Below are 19540 nucleotides of genomic sequence, written 5' to 3' on the forward strand. Positions count from 1 at the left end.
GCCGTGTCGAGGTCGGCGGCCTGTTCGGCCTGCTCGGAGACGCTCTCGGAGATACCGGTCTATCTCGGCGGTCACCTCGTCCGACCTGCGTCGCGGCGTCGTCGACGTCGGCGGCGGCCCCGAGCGATTGTCGAACGCCCGCGTAGGCCACGACCACCGCGTCGTTCGGCCGCCCCGCGTCAAGTGCGTCGGCCGCCGAATCCAGCGCCGAAGCCTCGGTCGTCGCCTGCTCTGGCTCGGCCGGTTCGTCGCTCTCCGTCGCGGCCGATTCGGCGACGGTCGCCGCTCCAGCGTCGTCGGCGCCGTTCCGCCGGAGGAGCACGGCGGCGACAAGACCGACAACTGCGGTCCCGGCGACGACCCACGCGAGGTCGAGCGGGTCGAACGGGAGCCCGCCGGAAGCGCCGTTTCCGGCCTCGTCCCCGGTGGCACCGTTCGAGAGCCGGATGCTCGCCATCGCGTCGGACGATTCGAGGTTCGTCCCCTCGCCGTCGAAGGCGACCGAGACGGTCGCGTTCTCGGCGGTCACACCGCTCGGAAGGTCGATAGTCGTCCGGTACGCGCCCGATTCGCCGGTCGTCGTCACGGCGACCTCGCGCTCGTTGACGCTGACGGCGACCGACTGGCCGCTCACGGCCTCGCCCTCGTCGGTTTCGAGGCGACCTTCGACGACCGTTCGGTCGGCGGTCTCGCGGGCGCGCACGTCGAGCGTCGTCCCTTCGGTTTCGAGCGGGACCGCAATCGTCGCCGGGGCGAACGCGACCGCCCTGCCGTCGCCGTCGGGTGCGATGCGAATCGACGCCGTGTCTGTCGCGGTCGCGGGGACGGTCGCCGAGACGGCCGATGCGCCGCTTTCGTTCGTCGCCGGCGCGGTCGCCGATGACCCGGCGAAGCTCGCCGAGACCGGGTAGTTCGACACCGGCGTCCCGTTCACGCTGACCGTCGCGCGAACCGAGACGGCGTCGGCGTAGCCGTAGGCCGGCGCAGACGGCTCCGACAGCCTCGCGGTCGCGTTCACCCGCGAGACGGCGACGGGAACGACCCGCTCTGTCGCCTGATACATCGACGCGTCGTCCGGGAGGTACCGGACCGTCAGCGACTCGGTGCTGACCGGAATCCGCGTCGGCCGGTAGGTCAGTTCGAACGAGCCGTCGGGGGCGACCGCCGACTGGACCGTCTGCCCGCCGACCGCGAAGCGGGCGGTCGCCGTTTCGACCGGCGTGCCGTTGTCGGCGACGAGCGACCCGGAGAGCACGAGCGGGTCGGTAAAGGAGATGTTCCGGTCGTAGTCGGCGACGGTGAGGCTGGTGGCGACGAACTCGCGTGAGACGATTTCGTCGCGCTGCTCGGAGACGTTCGCCTGTACGTCCGCGATTTGGGCGCTACTCTCCGCGAGGTCGCCGTCGGTCCGGTTCGAGATGACGTCGAACGCCTCCAACAGCCGGTCTGACTGCGTCTCGCCGTCCTCGGCGAGCCGCGTCAGTTCGCGGGCGAGTTCGCGGGCGCGTTCGTCGTTACCGGTCCGCCTCGCCGCCTCGTACTCGCGGCGCGTCTCGCGGAACTCGCTGACCGTGTCGACGTACTCCCGCTGGGTCTCGCTGACGGTCTGGTACTCCCCGCCGGCGCCGTCGCCGCCGACCTCGCCCTCGACGTCGATGTACTTGCCGAGCGAGTCGTCGTAGTCGTCGCCGAGCGCCGCCTTCGCGGCGGCGTACTCCCCCTGACTGAGCTGCAGGGTGCTCGCCCCGATGTCGCCGTTGAGTTCGCCCGAGAGGTACGACAGCAATCGGTCGAGTTCGTTCTCGTCGTCGACCTCGTCGGGGTTCTCGTGGAGGACACCAGTGCTGTTGTTCGTCGCGTTCGCGGTCTGCTGCAGCGGACCTGGGGTCGGTCCAAACGCCGATACTCGGTCAACCGTCCCGAGAGACGCCGGCGCGTCCGCGCTCGGGGCGGGCGCGTCGGCGGCCGCTCCCGCAGAGACCGCCGCTACCGGCGCTGTCGCGACGAGACAGCCGACGACCAACATCGTCCAGAGCAACCGCACCGGGCCGCCCGATTCACCACGCACTACCCGTAGCCAGACGGGGGGACCTAATGGGTTTTGGCATTCGCCGACTCGCCCCGGCGCCCCCGGGCGCGTGATTCGCAGACTGCGATGCGTTAACGCCGGGTTTAACGACCCGATCTGACCCGGGAACGCGCGGCAAATCCTCGGGTCCGCGCGGCCGGCTGCGGCCCGCTCCAACACAAACATTCAACTTGGGCGGCACGAATCGAATCCACGATGCTTCCGACCCGCCGGTGGGCCGCGCTCGCAGGCGTCGCCTGCTTCCTCGCCGTCTACGCGGTCGTCCTCGACGAGCCGACGCCGCTTTTCGCAGCCTGCGGTCTCGCCGCGTGCTCGTCGTCGCGCAGGTCGACGCCGTCGGGACGATGCGCGCGGTCGACCGCGACCTCTCGGCGAGCGTCTCGGTCGAGCCACGTCGGTGTACGTCGACGACCGCGCCGCGGTGACGCTGACGGCGTCGCTGTCCGAGGCCGTCGACGCGCCCGTCGAGGTCGAACTCGTCGCGCCGCCGAGTGTGAACGCGCCCGGGCGGGCGCGCCGGACGGTCGCGTTCGACCCCGGAGAGACCGCCGGGTCGGTCACGTGCAGTGTCGAGTTCCCCGTCGCCGGGCGAATCGCGTTCGACGAGGTCGAAGTCGACATCGAGGACCGTGCCGGCTTCTTCACCGAGACGCTGACGCTCGACGCCGACGCCCGCTGCCTGGTCGAACCGCCGGCCCCCGACGGCATCCACGTCGGTCGCGGCGGCGAACTGGTCGGCGCGTCTTTCGGCGACCACTCCAGTGACCAGACCGGACCGGGACTCGTCCCCCACGAGACGCGGCAGTACCTCCCCGGCGACACGCTGTCGCAGATCGACTGGAAAACCACCGCGCGCATGGACCACCCGTACATCCGCGAGTTCGAGTCCGAGTCGGATTATCTGTTGTCGCTCGTGGTCGACTGCGGTTCGAACATGAACCGCGGTCCGACCGGGCGAACGATGCTTTCGTACGCGCGCGAGGTCGCGCTCGGCCTCATCGACGCCGCCGACTCCCACAGCGACCCCGTCTCGGCGCAGTTCGTCGGCGACGCCGGGACGACGTGGGAGTTCGGCCCCTCGTCATCCTCGAACGCCTACCAGACGATTCGACGGCGACTGCTCTCGATCGAGCCGACCGCGCGCTCGCGTCGCCCGGTCGGCACGTCCCGGCCGGTCGCCCCCGAAGACGCCCGCGAGCGGGGTCGCCTCCTCGATGGTGACGACTCGGCGTTCGCGACGACGCTTCGCCCGTACCTCCGCGACGGCGAGAGCTACGTCTCGCGGGTCAGCGACCGACCGATTTTCGACGCGGTGAAGTCCGCGTGCTCGCGGTCCGACCGGCAGGACCACCTCGTGCTCGTCACCGACGACTCGGCGAGAGTCGAGACCTACGAGGCGGTCGTCGTCGCGTCCAAGCGGAGCAGCCAGACGAGCGTCTTCCTCACGCCGACGACGTTCTTCGACGACGCCGCCGGGAGCGCGGGCGACACCGACGGTCTCGTCGCCTTCGAGGAGTTCCGAAAGCGACTCGAACGACTGCCGAACGTCACCGCCTACGAAGTCGCCCCGAAGAGCGCGATGAACCTGGCAACGGACCGCGCCACCACAGCGGAGTGAACACCGATGGAGACACCTGTGAACCAGAGCGAACGGACGATTCGAACCGTGTTGGACGCGAACGAACTCACCCCGATGGACGTGGTCGGCGTCCTCTGTGTCACGCTCGTGGCGGGACTGACGAGCGGGCTGTGGGGCGTCGCCGCCGGCGTCCTCGTCCTCGCCGTCGCGGCAATGACGACGGGGCCGCTCGCGTTCGTCGTCGCCCAACTGACCGCCGTCTCGCTTTTCGGGGACGCGAGCCTCGTCGCACTCGGTAGCGCGCAGCTCGCGGCGTTCCCGCTCCTCGCGAGCGCGGCGTGCGCGTGGCCGCCGGACCGGTCGCGACTCGCTCGGCTGGCGGCTGGATACGTCGTCGCGCTCGGGATGGCGTGGGCGCTCTGGACGTCGCTCCGGTGGGCGTGGCAGGCCGCGCTGGTGGCCGTCGTCCTCGCGGCACTCGCCGCCTACGGGCTCCACCGCTACGAACGTGTCGCGCTCGGCTTCGTGAGTGCGTCGGACACGGGGGCTGGGCGATGAGCGCGGACAGCCCCGCGGACCGACCCGACCGCGAGTTGGCGAACGGCGAGACCCGCGCCGTCGTTTCGGCCGCGACCCGAGGCGACGGCGATGCCGGTCGGGGTGACACCGACGAGTCAGCGCCCGACCGCGCCAAAGCCGCCGACCTCCGGCGCGAAAACGCCCGACTCAGACAGCGCTACGAGGCGCTCCGACGGGGACGATACCGACAGACTGCCGTCGCGCTGGCCGCGCTCGGCGTCGCCGGTCTGCTCGGGGGCGCGCTGTTTCCGCCCGTCAGGGAGACGCTCGTCGTCCTCGGCGCGATCGGGCTGTTCGCCGCGGCGGTGACGCGGTATCTCAGCCCCGAGCGGTTCATCCCCGTCGGCGTCGGCTCGTCGGTGTTCGGCGCGCACGCGAGCAACCACGCCGCCGTCGTCGATGAACTCGGCCTCCAGGACACGATGGTCTACGTCCCCGACGCCGACCGCGACGCCGTTCGGCTGTTCGTCCCGGAGCACCGCGGCTACGCGCTTCCCGACGCCGAGGCGCTCCGCGACACCTTCGTCGTCACCGACGACGAACTGGCGCGCGGCGTCGCCTTCAACCCCAGCGGCGGCGGCCTGTTCGACGAATTCGAGCGGAGCCTCGACGGCCCGCTCGGCGACGACCCCGAGACGCTCGCCCGACAGGCGACCGACGCCCTCGTGGAACTGTTCGAACTCGCCGAAACCGCGGCCGCCGAGACGGACGCCGCGGACGGTCGCCTGACGGTCCGCGTGGAGGACTGCCGGTTCGGGTCGGTCGAGACGTTCGACACGCCCGTCGCGTCGTTCATCGCCGTGGCCGTCGCCCGCGGTCTCGACGCACCGGTCGTCGCCGAGGTCGCCGCCGGCGAGGAGATGGACTTCGCCGTCACCTGTCGGTGGGACGTCGAAGACGACGAGGAAAGCGAGCCGTCCGCGGCCGCGGCGTCGGAGGCTGAGGGTGAGGCCGACGCAGGGGCGGTCGAGTCCGAAGGAACAGAAGTCGAAGCAGAAACACAAACAGAAGCAGAAGCCGACGAGCGATAGCCGACGCCCTCAGTCGTCGTCGCCGGCGACGGACGGCGTCGCCGACTCGTTGAGGTCGACTTCGGGCGTCGGAACGGTGTCGACGACCTCCTCGACGACCTCTCGGGGGTCGCGTCCGCTGATGTCCGCCTCGGTCCCGAGGACGAGGCGGTGCGACATGATGATGGGCGCGAGCCGCTTCACGTCGTCCGGAATCACGTAGTCGCGGCCGTGAATCGCCGCGGCGGCCTTGCCGGCCCGGAGGAACGCAAGCGACGCGCGGGGCGACGCGCCGAAGTCGACCGCGGCGTGCGTCCGCGTCGCGCCGACGAGGTCGAGGATGTAATCGAACACCTTGTCGTCGACGTGCACGTCCGTGACGACCTGCCGGGCCTTCCCGATGTCGGCGTCGTTGATGACGTTCGAGATGTCCGAGGGTTTGAGCGACGGCGAGCGATCGAAGCGTTCGAGAATCTCGCGCTCGTCGGCCCGCTCCGGGATTTCGACGACGACCTTGAACTGGAAGCGGTCGCGCTGGGCCTCCGGGAGGTTGAACGTCCCCTCGTACTCGATGGGGTTCTGGGTGGCGACGACCATGAACGGGTAGGGGAGTTTGAGCGTCTCGCCCTCGATGGTCACCTGCCCCTCCTCCATCGCTTCGAGGAGCGCGGACTGCGTCTTCGGCGTCGCCCGGTTTATCTCGTCGGCGAGGACGACGTTCGAGAAGACCGGCCCCCGCTGGAGGTCGAACTCGCCGAGGTTCTCGCGGTAGATGTGGGTGCCCGTGATGTCTGCCGGCAGCACGTCGGGCGTCATCTGAATCCGCTGGTAGTCGAGGTTCGCGGCGTGGGCGAACAGGTTGGCGATCGTCGTCTTGGCCACGCCAGGGACCCCTTCGAGGAGGACGTGCCCGTTCGTCAGCAACGCGATGGTGAGCGCCTCTATCGCGTCCTCGTTCCCGACGAGGAGTTGCGATGTCTCGTCAAGGATGGCCTCGTAGACCTCTTCGGGAGCACTCATATACGAGACACTCGGGACGGCGACCACATATAACTGCGGTCTCGGTGCCCCGGCGAGCGAGCGGGCCGAACGAGCGAGCCGACAGAGCCGGACGGCCCCGGCAACAGACTACGAGAACCGCCCGCGCCGGGCGACGAGCGCGACCGCGCCGACGACGACCCCGCCGAACAGGAGTTGGAGCCCACCGGAGCCCCGGAGCGCCCGGAGCGCGACCTGCAACGGCGGGCGCTCTTCGGCGTGCGAGAAGTCCAACACGACGGCCGTCCGGTCGGCGACGAGCGCCTCGGCGAACGCCCGGTTGTCCGGCCGTTCGAGCATCGCGTTGATGAACACGCTCGGGTCGCTCACGACGACGACGTCGCCCTCGCCGAGGCGCTCTGTGGTCGCGACCGGGTACGAACGGAGCGCCTCGCTCTCGTCGAGTTCGCCGTCGTCGTCGCGGTCGAGATACGAGAAGTTCGACGAGCGGACGAGGACGGTGCTTTCGTTTTCGGTCACCGTCGCCGGGTGGTTCAGCGTGAGTTGCGACACGTCGCGGGTCAGCGGGTCCGCAGCGACTCGCGTCGCCACCGGGAGCGCACCGGATTTGTACTGATGCCGGTCGTCGCGGAGCGGGGTCTGATTGATTCGCGCCGACGCGCCCAGTCGGGCGAGCAAGTCGTTGCCGTGCGGCCTGAAGTCGTCGGCGACGACGACGGTCCCGCCGGCCCGGACGAACGCTTCGATGCGGTCGGCCTCGGCGTCGGTGTAGCCCCGCTCAGGCGAGATGACGAACGCGACGGTGCCCGCCGGGTCGACCTCGCTGTACTCGGTGGTGTTGTAGACGACCTCGGTCTCGGCACCCGCGTCGGACGCGACCCCGCGAATTCCGGAGCCGCCGTCCCACGCGGCGTTGAACGCGCCGTAGGTTGACGACGAGGTGCCCGCGCCGACGCCGACGCCGAGGAGCATCGTGACGAGGAGCGCCGCGGCCAAGAGGTGCGGGTAGCCGACCTCGCGCGAGCCGACGCGCACTCAGAACACCCCCGGCGGGAGGATGTCGAGGATGCGTCTGACCACGATGTAGCCGAAGGCGACGAGGCCGCCGCCGATGAGCCACAGGAGCCGTCGCCGCCACGCGGGCGTCACCGCGACCGGCGCGGTGAGTTCGACGACGACGAGGAAGCCGATGAGGGACACGACGAAGACCAGCTCGTACGAAAGCGAGTCGAGGAGGACCAAGACGAGCGTCGCGCCGAGCATCCAAGCGAGCTGGGCGCGGATGAATCGCTCGCGTCGTGCCGTTGCCATGTACGGTCGTGGACGGTGCGGGATAACTAAACTATCGCTTGCGCGAACGGCTCGCGAGCGGTGTCGGGTCCGACGCGTCGGCGGCGTGATGCGTCGTGAGCGTCTCCCCGCCGCGGTTCAGCGGGACGCGACCACGAAGTACGCGACGACGGCGAGGAGGGAACAGACGGTGAGGAGTACCGACAGACCGGGGACGCTCGTCTCCGTCTGCGACGGTGAGGACTGAGTCGCGGTCTCGCTCGCGGCTGCGGTCGCGGTTCCCGCGGTCCCGGTCTGTCCGTCCGTCGCGTTCTCCGCCGACGAGGAGGGCGAGGAAGGAGAGCTCGCGGTAACGCCGTCCGTCCCGTTTTCGCCCATCGCGGAGACGGTCAACTCGCCGGAGGTCTCTTCGGAGGGAGACCCCGAGTCGTCGTCCTGCGACGACCCGTCCTCGGAGGCGCGTTCGGTGGTGTTCGAACCCGCCTCGCCGACGGCGAGACTCCCGTTCTCGACGGCGTCGATTCGATAGCTGACGCCACCTTCGCTCCCGATGTCGGTGACGTTCACGGCGATTGGTGACGTTCCGTTCGCGGTCCCCTCGACCGTGACCGTCGCGATAGTGACGGACCCGGACTGCGACGTATCGATGAGTGCCGCGTAGAGGCGAACTCGCGACCGACCGTCGCCGTACGTGACCTCGCTCAGCCCGGGGTCGGGGACGAACGACGCGTTCGAGACGGTCGCGACGGAACCGTCAACTCGGAGAGTCACGTCGACGGCGCCGACGCCACCGCCGCTGACGTCGTCGACGACGAGGTCGTACGTCGTCGTCGAGCCGACGTCCGTCTCTTGCGAGGCGGGCGTCACGATGACCGAGACGCCGTCTTGTGCTGCGTTCGCCTCGGTGGGAACCGCGGCGAGACCGCAGCCGACGAGAACGAACAGTCCGAGAGAGACGACCAGAGCCTGTCGAATTGACATGCGAGTCGGTACCGACGTGTTGAGAGTCGGACTACTTTTCTGTTCCGGGACCGGCGGACGGCGGAACGCAGACCGTTACTCGTCGGTATAGGTGTAACGCTAATATGTGTGTTTCACCAGGCAGTCTTCCGTCGGCGCGACCGGTGGATGTTTTAGGTCTGTAGTTGCGATGGACACTACCTCTCGAGTAAGATGCTCGCCGTCACAGCCGCGCGCTTGCGAAGACGACTCCCGAAGAGATGATTCGAACGCAACGAAGGACGCGGGCCGCCGTCGCCGGCATCGTGTTCTGTCTGCTCCTGAGCGCGACGCTCGCACCGGTCTCCGAAGCGGCGCGCCCGCCCGATTCCAAGTTGGGAGGGCCCGAGCGGGGCGCACCCACAGCGACCGCCGCCGGCCTCGCGACGACCAACAACACGACTGCACCTGACAACGAGACGACCGGGAGCGGCGTTCTCTCGGGCACGGCGGCGTATCAACTGTCGCACGCGGCGGCGGACGAACTGGTTCCGGTCATCCTCGTCTTCGACGACCACTCGCGCGGGTCGAACAACGCGTCCAACGAATCCGACGCGGGGACGCGCGCCCGACGCAGAGCGGCGACCAACCGAACGCAGTCCGACGTGCGCGACTTCCTCGACGCCCGGCGGGCGAACGGGACCGCGGCCGACGTGAAACCGTTCTGGACGCGGAACGCGCTGGCCGTCGAGGCGACGCCCGCGGTCGTGCGAACCCTCGGCGGGATGCCGAACGTGTCCGCGATTCACTACGACCGGCCGATTTACGCGACGGGGTCGGTGTCGCCGAGCGTCGCGGCGTACCTCGACGCGCTGTCTGCGTACGGTGACACGGTCCGAGCGGACCGCGTCAAGCGCGCGACAAGCGGCACGAGCGGGACGGAATCGTGGAACCTCGAATCGATTGGTGCCGACGACGTACAGGACCGTGGAATCACCGGCGCGGGCGTGAACGTCAGCGTCATCGACAGCGGCATCGACGACAGCCACCCGGCGCTCCGCGGGCAGGTCGTCCGGTGGAAGGACTTCGTCGGCAACTCCTCCCAGCCGTTCGATCCGTGGGGTCACGGTACCCACGTCGCAGGGACCGTCGCCGGGCGGGCAGACGCGAACAAATCGGTCGGCGTCGCACCCGAGACACGACTGTTCGGCGCGCGCGCCCTCGACGAGGACGGTCAGGGCAGTATGTCGGACGTGATGGCGGCGATGGAGTGGAGCGCCGAGAACCGCGCGGACGTGGTCTCCGCGAGCCTCGGAGCCAGTCCGTTCCCGCTCGAATACCGCGGCGAACGGGCGGTCCGGCCGAACGGGACCGGAGCGAGCGACATCGAACTCTACGCGAACGGCTCCGGCGTGTACCAAGCCAGCGCGCGGTACGACGGGTTCAAACCGGCGTACGTCTACGTGCTCGTCGAACCGACGCAGGTCGGCGGCGAGCAGATTCAAAGCGACGAGCGACGGGCCGAGGTCATGCGGAACCTCTCGGTGACGCTTCGAGACCCCGCGGGCGACACCCCGCTCAGGGGCGTCGACGCGGGCTGGTGGTTCGAGGACGGCCGCGTGCCGGACGCAATCGCGTACCAGAGGTTCAGCCCTCGGAACGAGACGGCAATCGAACCCCCCGGGAACTGGTCGCTCGCCGTCGAGAGCGACCACCCGGAGTCGGTGTCGTATCGGTACCGGGCGACGGCGTACTACCCGTCGAACGGGAGCGACCAGTTCTCCCGGTACGTCGACTCGCTCGTGACGACGACGGACACGGTCGCGGTCATCTCGGCCGGCAACGCCGGGTTGCTCGGGAACCGCTCGGTCGCGAGTCCCGGCGCGTCGGCGGGCGCGATTACGGTCGGTGCGGCGCGGCAGACGGCGTCCGGCGTGACCTCGTTTTCGAGTCGCGGCCCGGTCGGGTTCGGCGACGACCGGCGGCCCGGCATCGCCCTCATCGCCCCGGGCGAGAACGTCACGTCGGCGTACTCGACGTCACAGCGCGACGAGGCCGAACCGTACGTCACGCTCGACGGGACGTCGATGGCCGCCCCGCACGTGAGCGGCACGGTCGCGCTCCTTCTCGACGCGAACCCGAACGCGACCCGCGCCGACGTGACGCGAGTGCTCCGGTCGACGGCGCGACCGCTCCCACAGACGGAACCAGCCGTCGGCGCGGGGATGCTCGACACGTGGAGTGCGGTCAACGAAACGGCCGCGCTCCCTCGCGCCGTGACGAACGAGACGGCGCCGCCGACCGACCCCGACGGCGACGGCGTCTACGAGGACATCAACGGCGACAGAAACGTGACGCTCGCGGACGTACAGGCGCTGTTCGCCCACCGCGACGCCGAGGCGGTCGAGAGCACTCCGGAGGCGTTCGACTTCTCCGGAAACGGTCGCGTCAACGTCGTGGACGTGCAGGCGCTGTTCGCCGAAGTGCGGGCGGGGTAACGGCGTCGCTCAGGACGAGTCGGCGTCCGGGTCCGTCACGTTCACCCAGAGGTGGACCGACTGATAGGCGTTTTCAGCCGTCGGCTCCGAGGGTGCCGATCCCTCGTACAGGAGGTAGGTGAGTCGAAGCCGGTCGCCGGTCATCGTCGGCGTGACCGCGTGTTCGGTCCGCCACGTCGCGTTGGCCTCGACCGACGGTCGGTACCGCGTGAGTGCCTCGCGTTCGAGGACCGTCGTCGTGTTATTGGCGACCCGGACGCGCTGGAGTTGCGAGACGACGACGTAGTCGGTGGCCGTCCCCTCGTGGTTGCCGACGGCGACGGTGAGCGACGTGGGCTCCCCCGCAGTGAGTTCCGTCGGATAGTCTTCCGCGGCGAGATCCCCTTGGTTCCCCGTCAGCACGTATATCTCGGAGAAGGACTCCCCGGACCCGGGAGCGGCGACCATGTATCCGCCCACCCCGACGGCGAGCGCGAGGCAGAGCACCAACACGACGGCGAACGCCGCGTCGGTCCGCGAACCGGATGAGAAGGGGTTCGGGTCATCCGGGAGACTGGACCGGACCGGGACGCCGAACCGTTCGCCCTCGGGGAGGGCGGCCCGCCGACGCGCCCCGACGACCGCGGCCGCGACCGTGAGTAGGCCGATGGCGACGACGATCGGAACGAGTCGAAGCCCCCACGGCGTGAAGTTGAGGAGCAGTCCGAGCGCCGAGACGAGGGCGATGCTCGTCCCGAACGAGAGCGCGACCCGCTCGATGCCGTCGATTCCCGTCCGGTCGGCCGCGTCGGCGTCTCCGCTCGCGGCGACCGAGGGGCCTGACTCCGGGAACAGCGCGGCGATAACTGCGTAGCCGGGGACGAAAAGCACGCACGGGAGGCCGAGCACGACCCGAAGCGGGGTGTCGCGGACGCCAGGGAGGGTGACTGCACCGCAAGTAAGGACGGCCACCACCACGACCGCGAGCAGGTCCGCAGGGGCGGTGCGAACCGAGTGCGGGACGAGCGATAGCCAGTCCGTGTCGGAGGTCATCGGCTATGGGTGCGACAAGGATTCACTAAAAGCGGTCGGTCTCACGCGTCTTCCGCGCGCGAGAGTGTGTTCAACACTTTGAGTGAGAGTTCGTTCGAAGAGATCTCTCCGTCTCGGTATTCGGCGAACCACGACGACTTCGCGTACCACGTCCCGAAGCGGGACTCGGGGCTGTCCATGACCACCGCGTTCAGGCGCTCGGCTTCCCAGCCGTTTGCGACTCGATTGAAGAAGCCGCCGGCAATCGTGCCGATTTCCCCGCCGACCTCCTCGTACTGCTCTTCGTTCGAGACGTACGTGAGTTCCACCGCATTCACCGGCGGTTGCGGGAGGAGTTCGACGATGGAAATCTCCTCTTGTTGGAGGAACGACCGAAACTCGTCCGCCTGCTCGACGTACGGGGAGGGCGTTCTCGTCGGGAGCGGTGTTTGTGTTTGGGTCGACGTCTCCGTCTCGGACTCCTGTGCACAGCCGGCAGTTCCGACGACCATCGCAGAGAGCGCAGTAAGGAACCGGCGTCTTCGCATATGCTACTCACATGACTACCCGCCTTCTTTAATGTGACCACGGCTACGAAACGGCCGAAGTGTTGTCGGTTTGAATGAGTGTCAATACAGCCGGACAGTATTATTCAGACGTACAGCTCTGAATAAATCCATGGGTGATACAGAAGTATTTTATCGCTCGTATCAGATGAACATACCATGAGGCCTACGACCAGCAACAGGACTAAACTCTTGAGTTTAGTTCTGACGGGGGTTGTGGTTCTATCGATGGTGGTAGGACCCGTTAGCGCGAGCACCCTCGCCTCAGCAGACGCATCGGCCTCACTCAGCGGAGGGGGTTCCGCTCCGATCGACGGAGCGACAACACCTGCGGTGAGTGACGAGTTGAAAATAGACGCCGGAGAGAACGTCTCCGTGTGGCAGTATTCACTACTGACACTCCGGCCGAATAACCCGGCGGCGTCGAGCGAGTTTGTCACGCTCGACGACGTTCCGTACATCAGCCACGAGATACGGAACACGAACATTTTCGTCGGGACGAGTGACCTGGAGACCAGCTTGGACAAAAACCGAATCTACGTCTTCAACAAGACGGAGATCACCGCGACGTTCAATCCGGGGAAAGCCGGAAAGAGCAGCGTGGTCGACGGGGAGAAAGTCCAACTGGTCGCTGTCCGCCTGAAAGAGGGCGCGAAGCAACCGGGTGGCATCAGTGACATCGGCAAGCTGCTCACGACGAGCGAAGACACGAACGCCGAAATCGTTCGCGAGTTCACGGGGGAGAGCGGAGAGCAGAACTTCAAATTCACCCCCGACAAGTCCGGGCAGTACCTCTTCGCGACGGTCCTCGTCGACAACAGCACCGACCCGGGACTGGTGCAGGGCTCGTCGCCAGGTAACCTCACCGCCGAAGGGAACGTGACGGTTGTCGGGTTCGACCACTTCCTCGTTCAGGACGGTCGGTCGACCGTGACGCCGCCAGATGTCGCTGCGGTCGGCAACGACGTGGACGTGGACGTGGACGCGTCGAACCTGGGCACGGACGACGTTTCGCACACGACGATTCTCCTGAACGAGTCGGTCCTCGGCGACCAACAGCAGACGATTCAGCTCAACGGGAGCGAAATCGAGGAGATTCAGTCGTCCATCGACCGAATCGAAGGGGCGACCGACGTGAAGCCCGGAACGAACTTCGCCGGGAGCACGCTTCCCGCGAGCCGCTACAACGGGAACACGAACATCGTCTCGCTGCTCTCGCGGTTAGCCGGTGAAGACAGCGTGACGCAGACCGACGACACGGTCATCTACACGAGTATCAACGGAACCGTCGGCGGACCACAGGAAACTGTCACGCTCCGCACGACGGAGAACTTCACGCCCGGCGAGTACTCGGTCATTCACTTCGCGACCGCACAGAACGGGACGGCGACGCTGAGCAACAAAGCGAGCGTCGACCTCGTCGACGGCGTCCAGCTCAACATCGAGCCGAGCGCGGTCGAAATCCAGCAGGGAGAGAGCGTCACGCTCAACGTCACCCGGGCAGACACCGGCGACCGCGTCGCTGGTGCGAACGTGACGTACAACGGCAAGACGTTCACGACCGATTCGAACGGTCAGGTGACGTTCACGCCCGTCGAGTCCGGAACCGCGACGGTCACGAAAGACCCGTCTAACGGAACCGCGTACATCTCGTCGAGCGTCGACCTGTACGTCATCACGCCGAACATCGAACTCACCGACTACAACGTCTCGTCGACGTCGGTGACGACCGATGAGACGGTGACGGTCAACGCGACCGTCGAGAACGCCGATGACTTCGGCGGGAACTTCACGGTCGACCTCAAGCGCGACGGCCAGACCGTCGAGTCGAAGACGGTGTTCGTCGGTGCAGGCCAGACCGTCGTCGAGCAGTTCGAACTGAGCTTCGACACGCCGGGCACGTACGATGTCACGGTCAACGACGCGACGCCGACGGCCATCGAGGTCAGCGGCGTCCCGGACATCGTCTACTCGAACCTCACGGTTCCGAGCCAGGTCTCGCCCGGTGACACGACCGTCGTCAGCGCCGACATCCGTAACAACGGGACCGGCACCGGCGAGTACAACGCGTCGCTCGTCATCGACGGGACGGCCGTCGAGTGGATGAACGGGACGCTCGCACCCGACGCGTCCACGACGGTCACCTTCGAGAAGGACCTCGGACCCGGCACGTACCAGATCGCGGTCGACGGGCTTCCCGCCCAGACCGTGACGGTCGACACGCCGCCGAACCTCGAGTACTCGAACCAGCAGGTCAACACGACCGAAATCGGACTCGAAGACGCGGTCAACGTGAGCGCGACGGTCACGAACACCGGCGACGTGTCGGGCAATTTCACCGCGACGCTCTCGGTCGACGATGAGATTACGCAGACGAAGTCCGTGATGCTCGGAGCGGGCGAATCGAAGACGGTTTCGTTCGTCGTCTCCGGTCTTTCGCTCGGTGAGCACACGGTCCGCGTCGGCGACCTCTCACCGGAGACCGTGACCGTGAAAGCGCCGGACATCGCGCCGACGCTCTCGGTCGAAACGGACGTCACGAAAGGCGTCGTGCCGGTCAACGCGACGGTCGAAAACCTCGGTAACGTCGATGCGACGGGCGTTGACGCCATCGTCGAGGCGAAAGCCGACAACGGCGGGTCCTGGAAAGAACTCGCCAGTCGGACGGTCGACCTCGACGCCGGCGAGTCGGTCGCTATCAATACCACGCTCGCACGCGTGGACGCGCGGAACTACTCCGTTCGCGTCATCGCCGACCCGGCTGACGAAATCGCCGAGGCGAGCGAGACGAACAACGAGGTCGACGCGCGCGTCACCGGCGGCCCGCTCGCGAAGGGCTACGTCAAGATGCCCGACGGGAGCCCCGCCGTGGACGACCTCGTCTACACGAGCCGCACGAACCCCGGCGACGAGCCGTGGTCCGTCGGCCAGACGTTCACCGACGAGAACGGTCGCTTCCTCGTGCCGGTCGTCAACGGAACCACGCAGACGATTGCGTACGTGCAGGACGGAGCGAGCGGCTGGAGCGGTGACCACCCGCGCGACGGGTCACCCGACATCTTCTCGCTCTACACGACGCAGGGAACCGAGCGGATTCTGAACGTCGGGAACACGACGCTTCCCGACGCCGGCCTGCTCAACGTCACCGTCGTCGACCAGGACGGTGACCCGGTGGAGAACGCGACGATTGCGGTCCACCACAACAACAACGGCACGCGTTCGGGTGTCGCGTACAAGTCCAACGCCGAGGGACTCTTCCCGGCCGGTGAAGGCGACAAGACCGGCATCGAGGTCCGCGGCGACATGGAAGTCCGCGTCACGCCGCCGGAGAACGACCGGTTCGTCAACCGGACGTACTGGCAGAACCTCACGGTCGACACGAGCGGCGCGAACCTCACCTTCCGCCTCGCGGAGGGTGCTGACCTCTCGCCCGAACTCGATGTCGAACAGCGACAGCGGTTCAACGACGGCGTGAACGCCTCCGTGACCGTCTCGAACGACGGTCTCGTCAACGTCTCGAACGCGACGGTCAACCTGACCGTCGAGGCCGCAAACGGTGCCACGGAGACGTACACGAAGTACACCGGCAACCTCTCCGACAGCACCGACGCGCCGAACAACGAGACGACGCTCAGCTACGACCTGACCGAGTTCGCCAGCGAGGAACTCCTCGGAACCCTCGCACAGGGTAACGCGCGGGTGACCGCGACGGTCGACCCGGCGAACGAGATTCCCGAGACGGACGAGACGAACAACCAGGTCGTCAACTCCACGCGCGTGGTCTACGCCGACCCGGCGGTCCGCATCCAGGGACAGAGCACGGCGCTCCAGAGCCAGAAGGCGACGTTCGTCGTGTTCACGAAGAACAACGGTACCGCAAAGACCGGTGAGTTCAACGTGACCGTCGATTACGACGACGGGACGACGGAGAACATCACCATCGCGAACCTCGGCGTCAAACAGCCCAACACGACGCGCGTCACCCACCGCTTCGCGACGGGTGGCGACAAAGTCGTGAGTGCGAGCGTCTCCGACGGCGTCCCGTTCGACAACAACGTGTCGACGAAGGACGTCAGGGTGAAGCCGTACTCGCTGAGCATCGAAAACGACGACGTCTCGGTGCCCTCGACGGTCGTGAACAACTCGACCGTCACCGTTCTCGCGGAGTTCAACGCGAACCACCCGTCCGACGTCAACGCGACGGTCTCGCTCCCCGCGGGGCTCGAACTCGCCGCCGGACAGAGCGCTGAGAAACAGGTCCGGTCGTCGGCAAAGGGCGGCTCGGTCGCCTGGAAGGTCCGCGGCAACACGACCGCGGACATCGAAGACGCGCAGGTAGACGTCACCGTCGAAGCGTTCGGTGAGAGCGACACGGCGTCCGCGACGACGAACGTCACGGTGCCGAAGGTTCGCTACACCACGACGAACGCGACGACGCTCAAGAGCGCGGGCGAGACGCAGTCGCTCGCACTCAACGTCTCGGACGCGACGACCTACGAACACACGCTCAACGTGACCGTGCAGTCCGGGACGGACGGGCGGACGCTACAGGGTCTCGAATACCTGTTCTCCTACCCCTACTGGTGTGTTGAACAGACGACGACCCAGATGATGTCCGCGCTCCGGACCGACCAGTACTACCGTAACGGCGACATCCCGAGCAACTACAACCGCGACCGTGCGAACAGCACGATCAGCGCGGGGATCAGCAAGCTCGCCGACGAGCCCACGCCCGGTGCGTACTTCAACATCTCTCAGCACGACAACGGCGCGTGGAGCATGTACGGCAACAACCCGCGCGGTGACCTGTTCTACACCATCTACGCCCTGCAGGCGCGAGCGCCGTCTCCGACGACACGGTGCAGAGCAACCGCACGGACGTGAACAAGAGTCTGCAGAACATCAACCAGAGCGGTGCGGTGCTCTGGCTGGCAGACAAACAGCGCAACGACGGAAGTGTCCGCCCGAGCGGCTACTTCCTCCGCGACGACGCCTCCGCGACCGCCTACACGACGGTCGCAATCGACCGCGCTGGCGACGACCTCAACGCGACCGCACAGACGGCCGCCAACGAGTTCAGCGTCGACGCCGCGGTCTACCTCATCGAACAGCAGAACAGCGACGGAAGCTGGGAAGCCGGTACGAAAGAAGCGCAGGCGACCGCCTACGCGGTGCAGGCGCTCGCAGCGGTCAACGACAGCGACACCCTCCGGAATCAGGTCAACAACGAGCTGAGTTCCGGTAACGTGTCGATGGCCCTCGACAGCGGTGTCGAGTGGCTCGTGGCCAACCAGCAAGCGGACGGGTCGTGGGCCGGTTACACGAACTCTCCGTACTGGAGCAACGTCGGCGAGAAGGCCCGCGCGACGGGTAACGCAATCATCGCGTTGAACGACGCGGCAGGGTACACGGCGACGAGCAACGGAACCGTGTCCGACGGTGTCGGCTACCTCGTTGGCATCTACCAGCAGGGCGGCTCCTTCGGGAACACGCGTGCGACCGGCGTCGCCATCGACGCCCTCACCACGGCGGACCAGCGGAACGCCGGTTCGCAGACGGTGACGATCGAGATCAACTCAAGCGTCACGAAGGAAGTCAGCGTCGACGGTAACACGCCGACTGCGACGGTGACGTTCACCACTGACGAGCTCGACACGCTTCGTGAGACCGGTAACATCACGCTCACCGTCGAGAACGAGACTCGCGTTGTCGTTGGTGCCGAATCCGAGCAACTCGTCAACGAACAAGAGTACGAGGACACCAACTAAGGAGAAACGATGACACGAAAACTTTCAACGACACTGGCTGCCCTCCTGGTCGTGGCATCGATATCGTTCGGTGTCGGCCCGGGTGTTGTCTCTGCTGCGGACCCGTTTAGCGTCGCCATCGACGCGCCGGACGACCTCAGCACGGACGGGAACCAGACGATTGCAGTAACGGTTACGAACAACGACGACACCGCGCTCCTCAACCCGCTCGTGGAGGTTCCGATCAGCAGCCCGGTCGCGCTCCCGAACGGTGCCGAAGACGCGGTCTACGTGAATAACACGGCGGATCTCCGGGACGCGGTCGTCCAGGAGAGTACGATTTCGACCGGCGACTCTCTGCTCATCACGGGCGAGGTAGTGCCGGCCGGCGAGTCACGGACCTACCACTTCAACGTGACCGTCTCGTCGGCGGGGACCACGTCGCTGACCGCTGACGTGCGCCCGCTGTACAACGAGCCGAACAACGTTCGCACGAGCGAACAACTCGACGTGAGCGGCGTCGGGACGGTCAACGCGAGCGTCGTGGACAACGACGGCAACGCCGTAACTGGCGCGTCCGTCGTCCTCGACGGTCAGAACCAAGCCGACTCGGTCAGCGAGACCGTGCTCGAAGGCGACCACACCGTCGGCTCGAGCCTGACGGACGCCCCCGAGTTCACCGTCGGTGTCGGCATCTCCGAGACGGCGTCTGTCACCTTCGTCGACGGTGACGACAGCATCCAGCCGGTCGCGTACGTCGGCGAGGAACCGGCGCTCATCGGCGACTCGACCTCTGAGTCCGACGGCAACGCGAAGACGCCCGTCAACACGACGGTGTCCGTGACCATCTCGAAGAGTGACGGCACGGTCGTGTACGATATCGCACCACCGAGCGACAAACCGCTCCGTGGCGACGGCACAGCGACGACGGACGCGAACCTCGTCGAGCAGACGACGGTTGACGGCGAGACGCGGGTCCAACTCAACCAGACCGGCGTCGGAACGCAGGTCTCCGTGGAGTTCGAAGGCTACGAACTCGGTAACGTCGACCTCGACGGCGACGTCGACGCGGACGACGCGTCCGACATCGCACAAGCCGCTTCGAGCGGTTCCGACGCCGCCTACGGCGACGTCAACGGCGACGGGCAGGTCAACGCGGTCGACGCGATGCTCGTCCAGCAGTACAGCGAGAACAACCGTGATGCCGACTACACCATCGGGGGTGCATAACTC

General features: G+C 67.2%; 13 protein-coding genes and 1 pseudogene. 7 read left to right on the forward strand and 7 right to left on the reverse strand.

Annotated elements, in window-relative coordinates; all coding sequences use genetic code 11:
* Positions 1-2026 (reverse strand): hypothetical protein (locus tag NKF06_RS00430; RefSeq protein WP_253244219.1); only part of this gene is annotated, 2026 nt, incomplete at its 3' end.
* A 258-nt stretch (positions 2027-2284) separates the two neighbouring features.
* On the opposite strand from NKF06_RS00430, the pseudogene NKF06_RS21110 reads away from it, so the two are divergent.
* The 3 genes and pseudogenes from NKF06_RS21110 to NKF06_RS00445 all read left to right on the forward strand — a co-directional run bounded on the left by NKF06_RS21110 (position 2285) and on the right by NKF06_RS00445 (position 5278).
* Positions 2285-3707: pseudogene (locus NKF06_RS21110) on the forward strand (DUF58 domain-containing protein).
* A gap of 18 nt (positions 3708-3725) precedes the next feature.
* A complete protein-coding gene (locus NKF06_RS00440; protein ID WP_058826092.1) occupies positions 3726-4226 on the forward strand; it encodes a hypothetical protein in 501 nt (166 codons plus the stop codon).
* Positions 4223-5278 (forward strand): hypothetical protein, encoded by a 1056-nt coding sequence (locus tag NKF06_RS00445; RefSeq protein ID WP_253244154.1) that lies wholly within the window; start codon positions 4223-4225, stop codon positions 5276-5278. The genes NKF06_RS00440 and NKF06_RS00445 overlap by 4 nt, the downstream gene beginning before the upstream one ends.
* A gap of 9 nt (positions 5279-5287) precedes the next feature.
* Here the strand turns inward: NKF06_RS00445 and NKF06_RS00450 are convergent, their stop codons facing one another.
* The 4 genes from NKF06_RS00450 to NKF06_RS00465 form a co-directional block, all read right to left on the reverse strand.
* Positions 5288-6277 (reverse strand): MoxR family ATPase, encoded by a 990-nt coding sequence (locus NKF06_RS00450; RefSeq protein WP_253244155.1) that lies wholly within the window; start codon positions 6275-6277, stop codon positions 5288-5290.
* Between the two features lie 108 nt (positions 6278-6385).
* On the reverse strand, positions 6386-7291 hold the full coding sequence (locus NKF06_RS00455; protein WP_253244156.1) for a DUF4350 domain-containing protein: 906 nt from the start codon (positions 7289-7291) through the stop codon (positions 6386-6388).
* On the reverse strand, positions 7292-7567 hold the full coding sequence (locus NKF06_RS00460; protein ID WP_004042058.1) for a hypothetical protein: 276 nt from the start codon (positions 7565-7567) through the stop codon (positions 7292-7294).
* Positions 7568-7684: 117 nt separating this feature from the next.
* Positions 7685-8527, reverse strand: a complete 843-nt coding sequence (locus tag NKF06_RS00465) for a hypothetical protein (RefSeq protein ID WP_253244157.1) — start codon at positions 8525-8527, stop codon at positions 7685-7687.
* Positions 8528-8766: 239 nt separating this feature from the next.
* Between NKF06_RS00465 and NKF06_RS00470 the strand changes: the two genes are divergently transcribed.
* On the forward strand, positions 8767-10983 hold the full coding sequence (locus tag NKF06_RS00470) for a S8 family serine peptidase (RefSeq protein WP_253244158.1): 2217 nt from the start codon (positions 8767-8769) through the stop codon (positions 10981-10983).
* Between the two features lie 9 nt (positions 10984-10992).
* Here NKF06_RS00470 and NKF06_RS00475 read toward each other — a convergent pair whose 3' ends face one another.
* Together NKF06_RS00475 and NKF06_RS00480 are read right to left on the reverse strand one after the other, a co-directional pair.
* The gene (locus tag NKF06_RS00475) at positions 10993-12015 is read right to left on the reverse strand and encodes a DUF1616 domain-containing protein (protein WP_253244159.1); all 1023 of its coding nucleotides are present in this window, start codon (positions 12013-12015) and stop codon (positions 10993-10995) included.
* Positions 12016-12056: 41 nt separating this feature from the next.
* On the reverse strand, positions 12057-12542 hold the full coding sequence (locus tag NKF06_RS00480) for a hypothetical protein (protein WP_253244160.1): 486 nt from the start codon (positions 12540-12542) through the stop codon (positions 12057-12059).
* 351 nt (positions 12543-12893) lie between these two features.
* Between NKF06_RS00480 and NKF06_RS21115 the strand changes: the two genes are divergently transcribed.
* Genes NKF06_RS21115 through NKF06_RS00495 form a run of 3 tightly spaced genes read left to right on the forward strand, consistent with a single transcriptional unit; the run spans position 12894 to position 19537 of the window.
* The gene (locus NKF06_RS21115; RefSeq protein ID WP_253244161.1) at positions 12894-17444 is read left to right on the forward strand and encodes a CARDB domain-containing protein; all 4551 of its coding nucleotides are present in this window, start codon (positions 12894-12896) and stop codon (positions 17442-17444) included.
* A complete protein-coding gene (locus NKF06_RS00490) occupies positions 17420-18328 on the forward strand; it encodes a prenyltransferase/squalene oxidase repeat-containing protein (protein ID WP_253244162.1) in 909 nt (302 codons plus the stop codon). Before NKF06_RS21115 ends, NKF06_RS00490 begins: the two co-directional genes overlap by 25 nt.
* A 51-nt stretch (positions 18329-18379) precedes the next feature.
* On the forward strand, positions 18380-19537 hold the full coding sequence (locus tag NKF06_RS00495) for a dockerin type I domain-containing protein (protein WP_253244163.1): 1158 nt from the start codon (positions 18380-18382) through the stop codon (positions 19535-19537).
* The last annotated feature ends 3 nt before the right edge of the window (positions 19538-19540 follow it).

It is taken from the genome of Haloferax sp. AB510, from assembly GCF_024136985.1.
In the GTDB taxonomy this organism is placed as follows: Archaea; Halobacteriota; Halobacteria; order Halobacteriales; family Haloferacaceae; genus Haloferax.

What these genes read in the sequence shown, in the direction of transcription:
- NKF06_RS00445 (WP_253244154.1), top strand. Translation starts at nt 4,223, where the DNA reads ATGAGCGCGGACAGCCCCGCGGACCGACCCGACCGCGAGTTGGCGAAC.
- NKF06_RS00450 (WP_253244155.1), bottom strand. Translation starts at nt 6,277, where the DNA reads ATGAGTGCTCCCGAAGAGGTCTACGAGGCCATCCTTGACGAGACATCG.
- NKF06_RS00460 (WP_004042058.1), bottom strand. Translation starts at nt 7,567, where the DNA reads ATGGCAACGGCACGACGCGAGCGATTCATCCGCGCCCAGCTCGCTTGG.
- NKF06_RS00465 (WP_253244157.1), bottom strand. Translation starts at nt 8,527, where the DNA reads ATGTCAATTCGACAGGCTCTGGTCGTCTCTCTCGGACTGTTCGTTCTC.
- NKF06_RS00470 (WP_253244158.1), top strand. Translation starts at nt 8,767, where the DNA reads ATGATTCGAACGCAACGAAGGACGCGGGCCGCCGTCGCCGGCATCGTG.
- NKF06_RS00475 (WP_253244159.1), bottom strand. Translation starts at nt 12,015, where the DNA reads ATGACCTCCGACACGGACTGGCTATCGCTCGTCCCGCACTCGGTTCGC.
- NKF06_RS00480 (WP_253244160.1), bottom strand. Translation starts at nt 12,542, where the DNA reads ATGCGAAGACGCCGGTTCCTTACTGCGCTCTCTGCGATGGTCGTCGGA.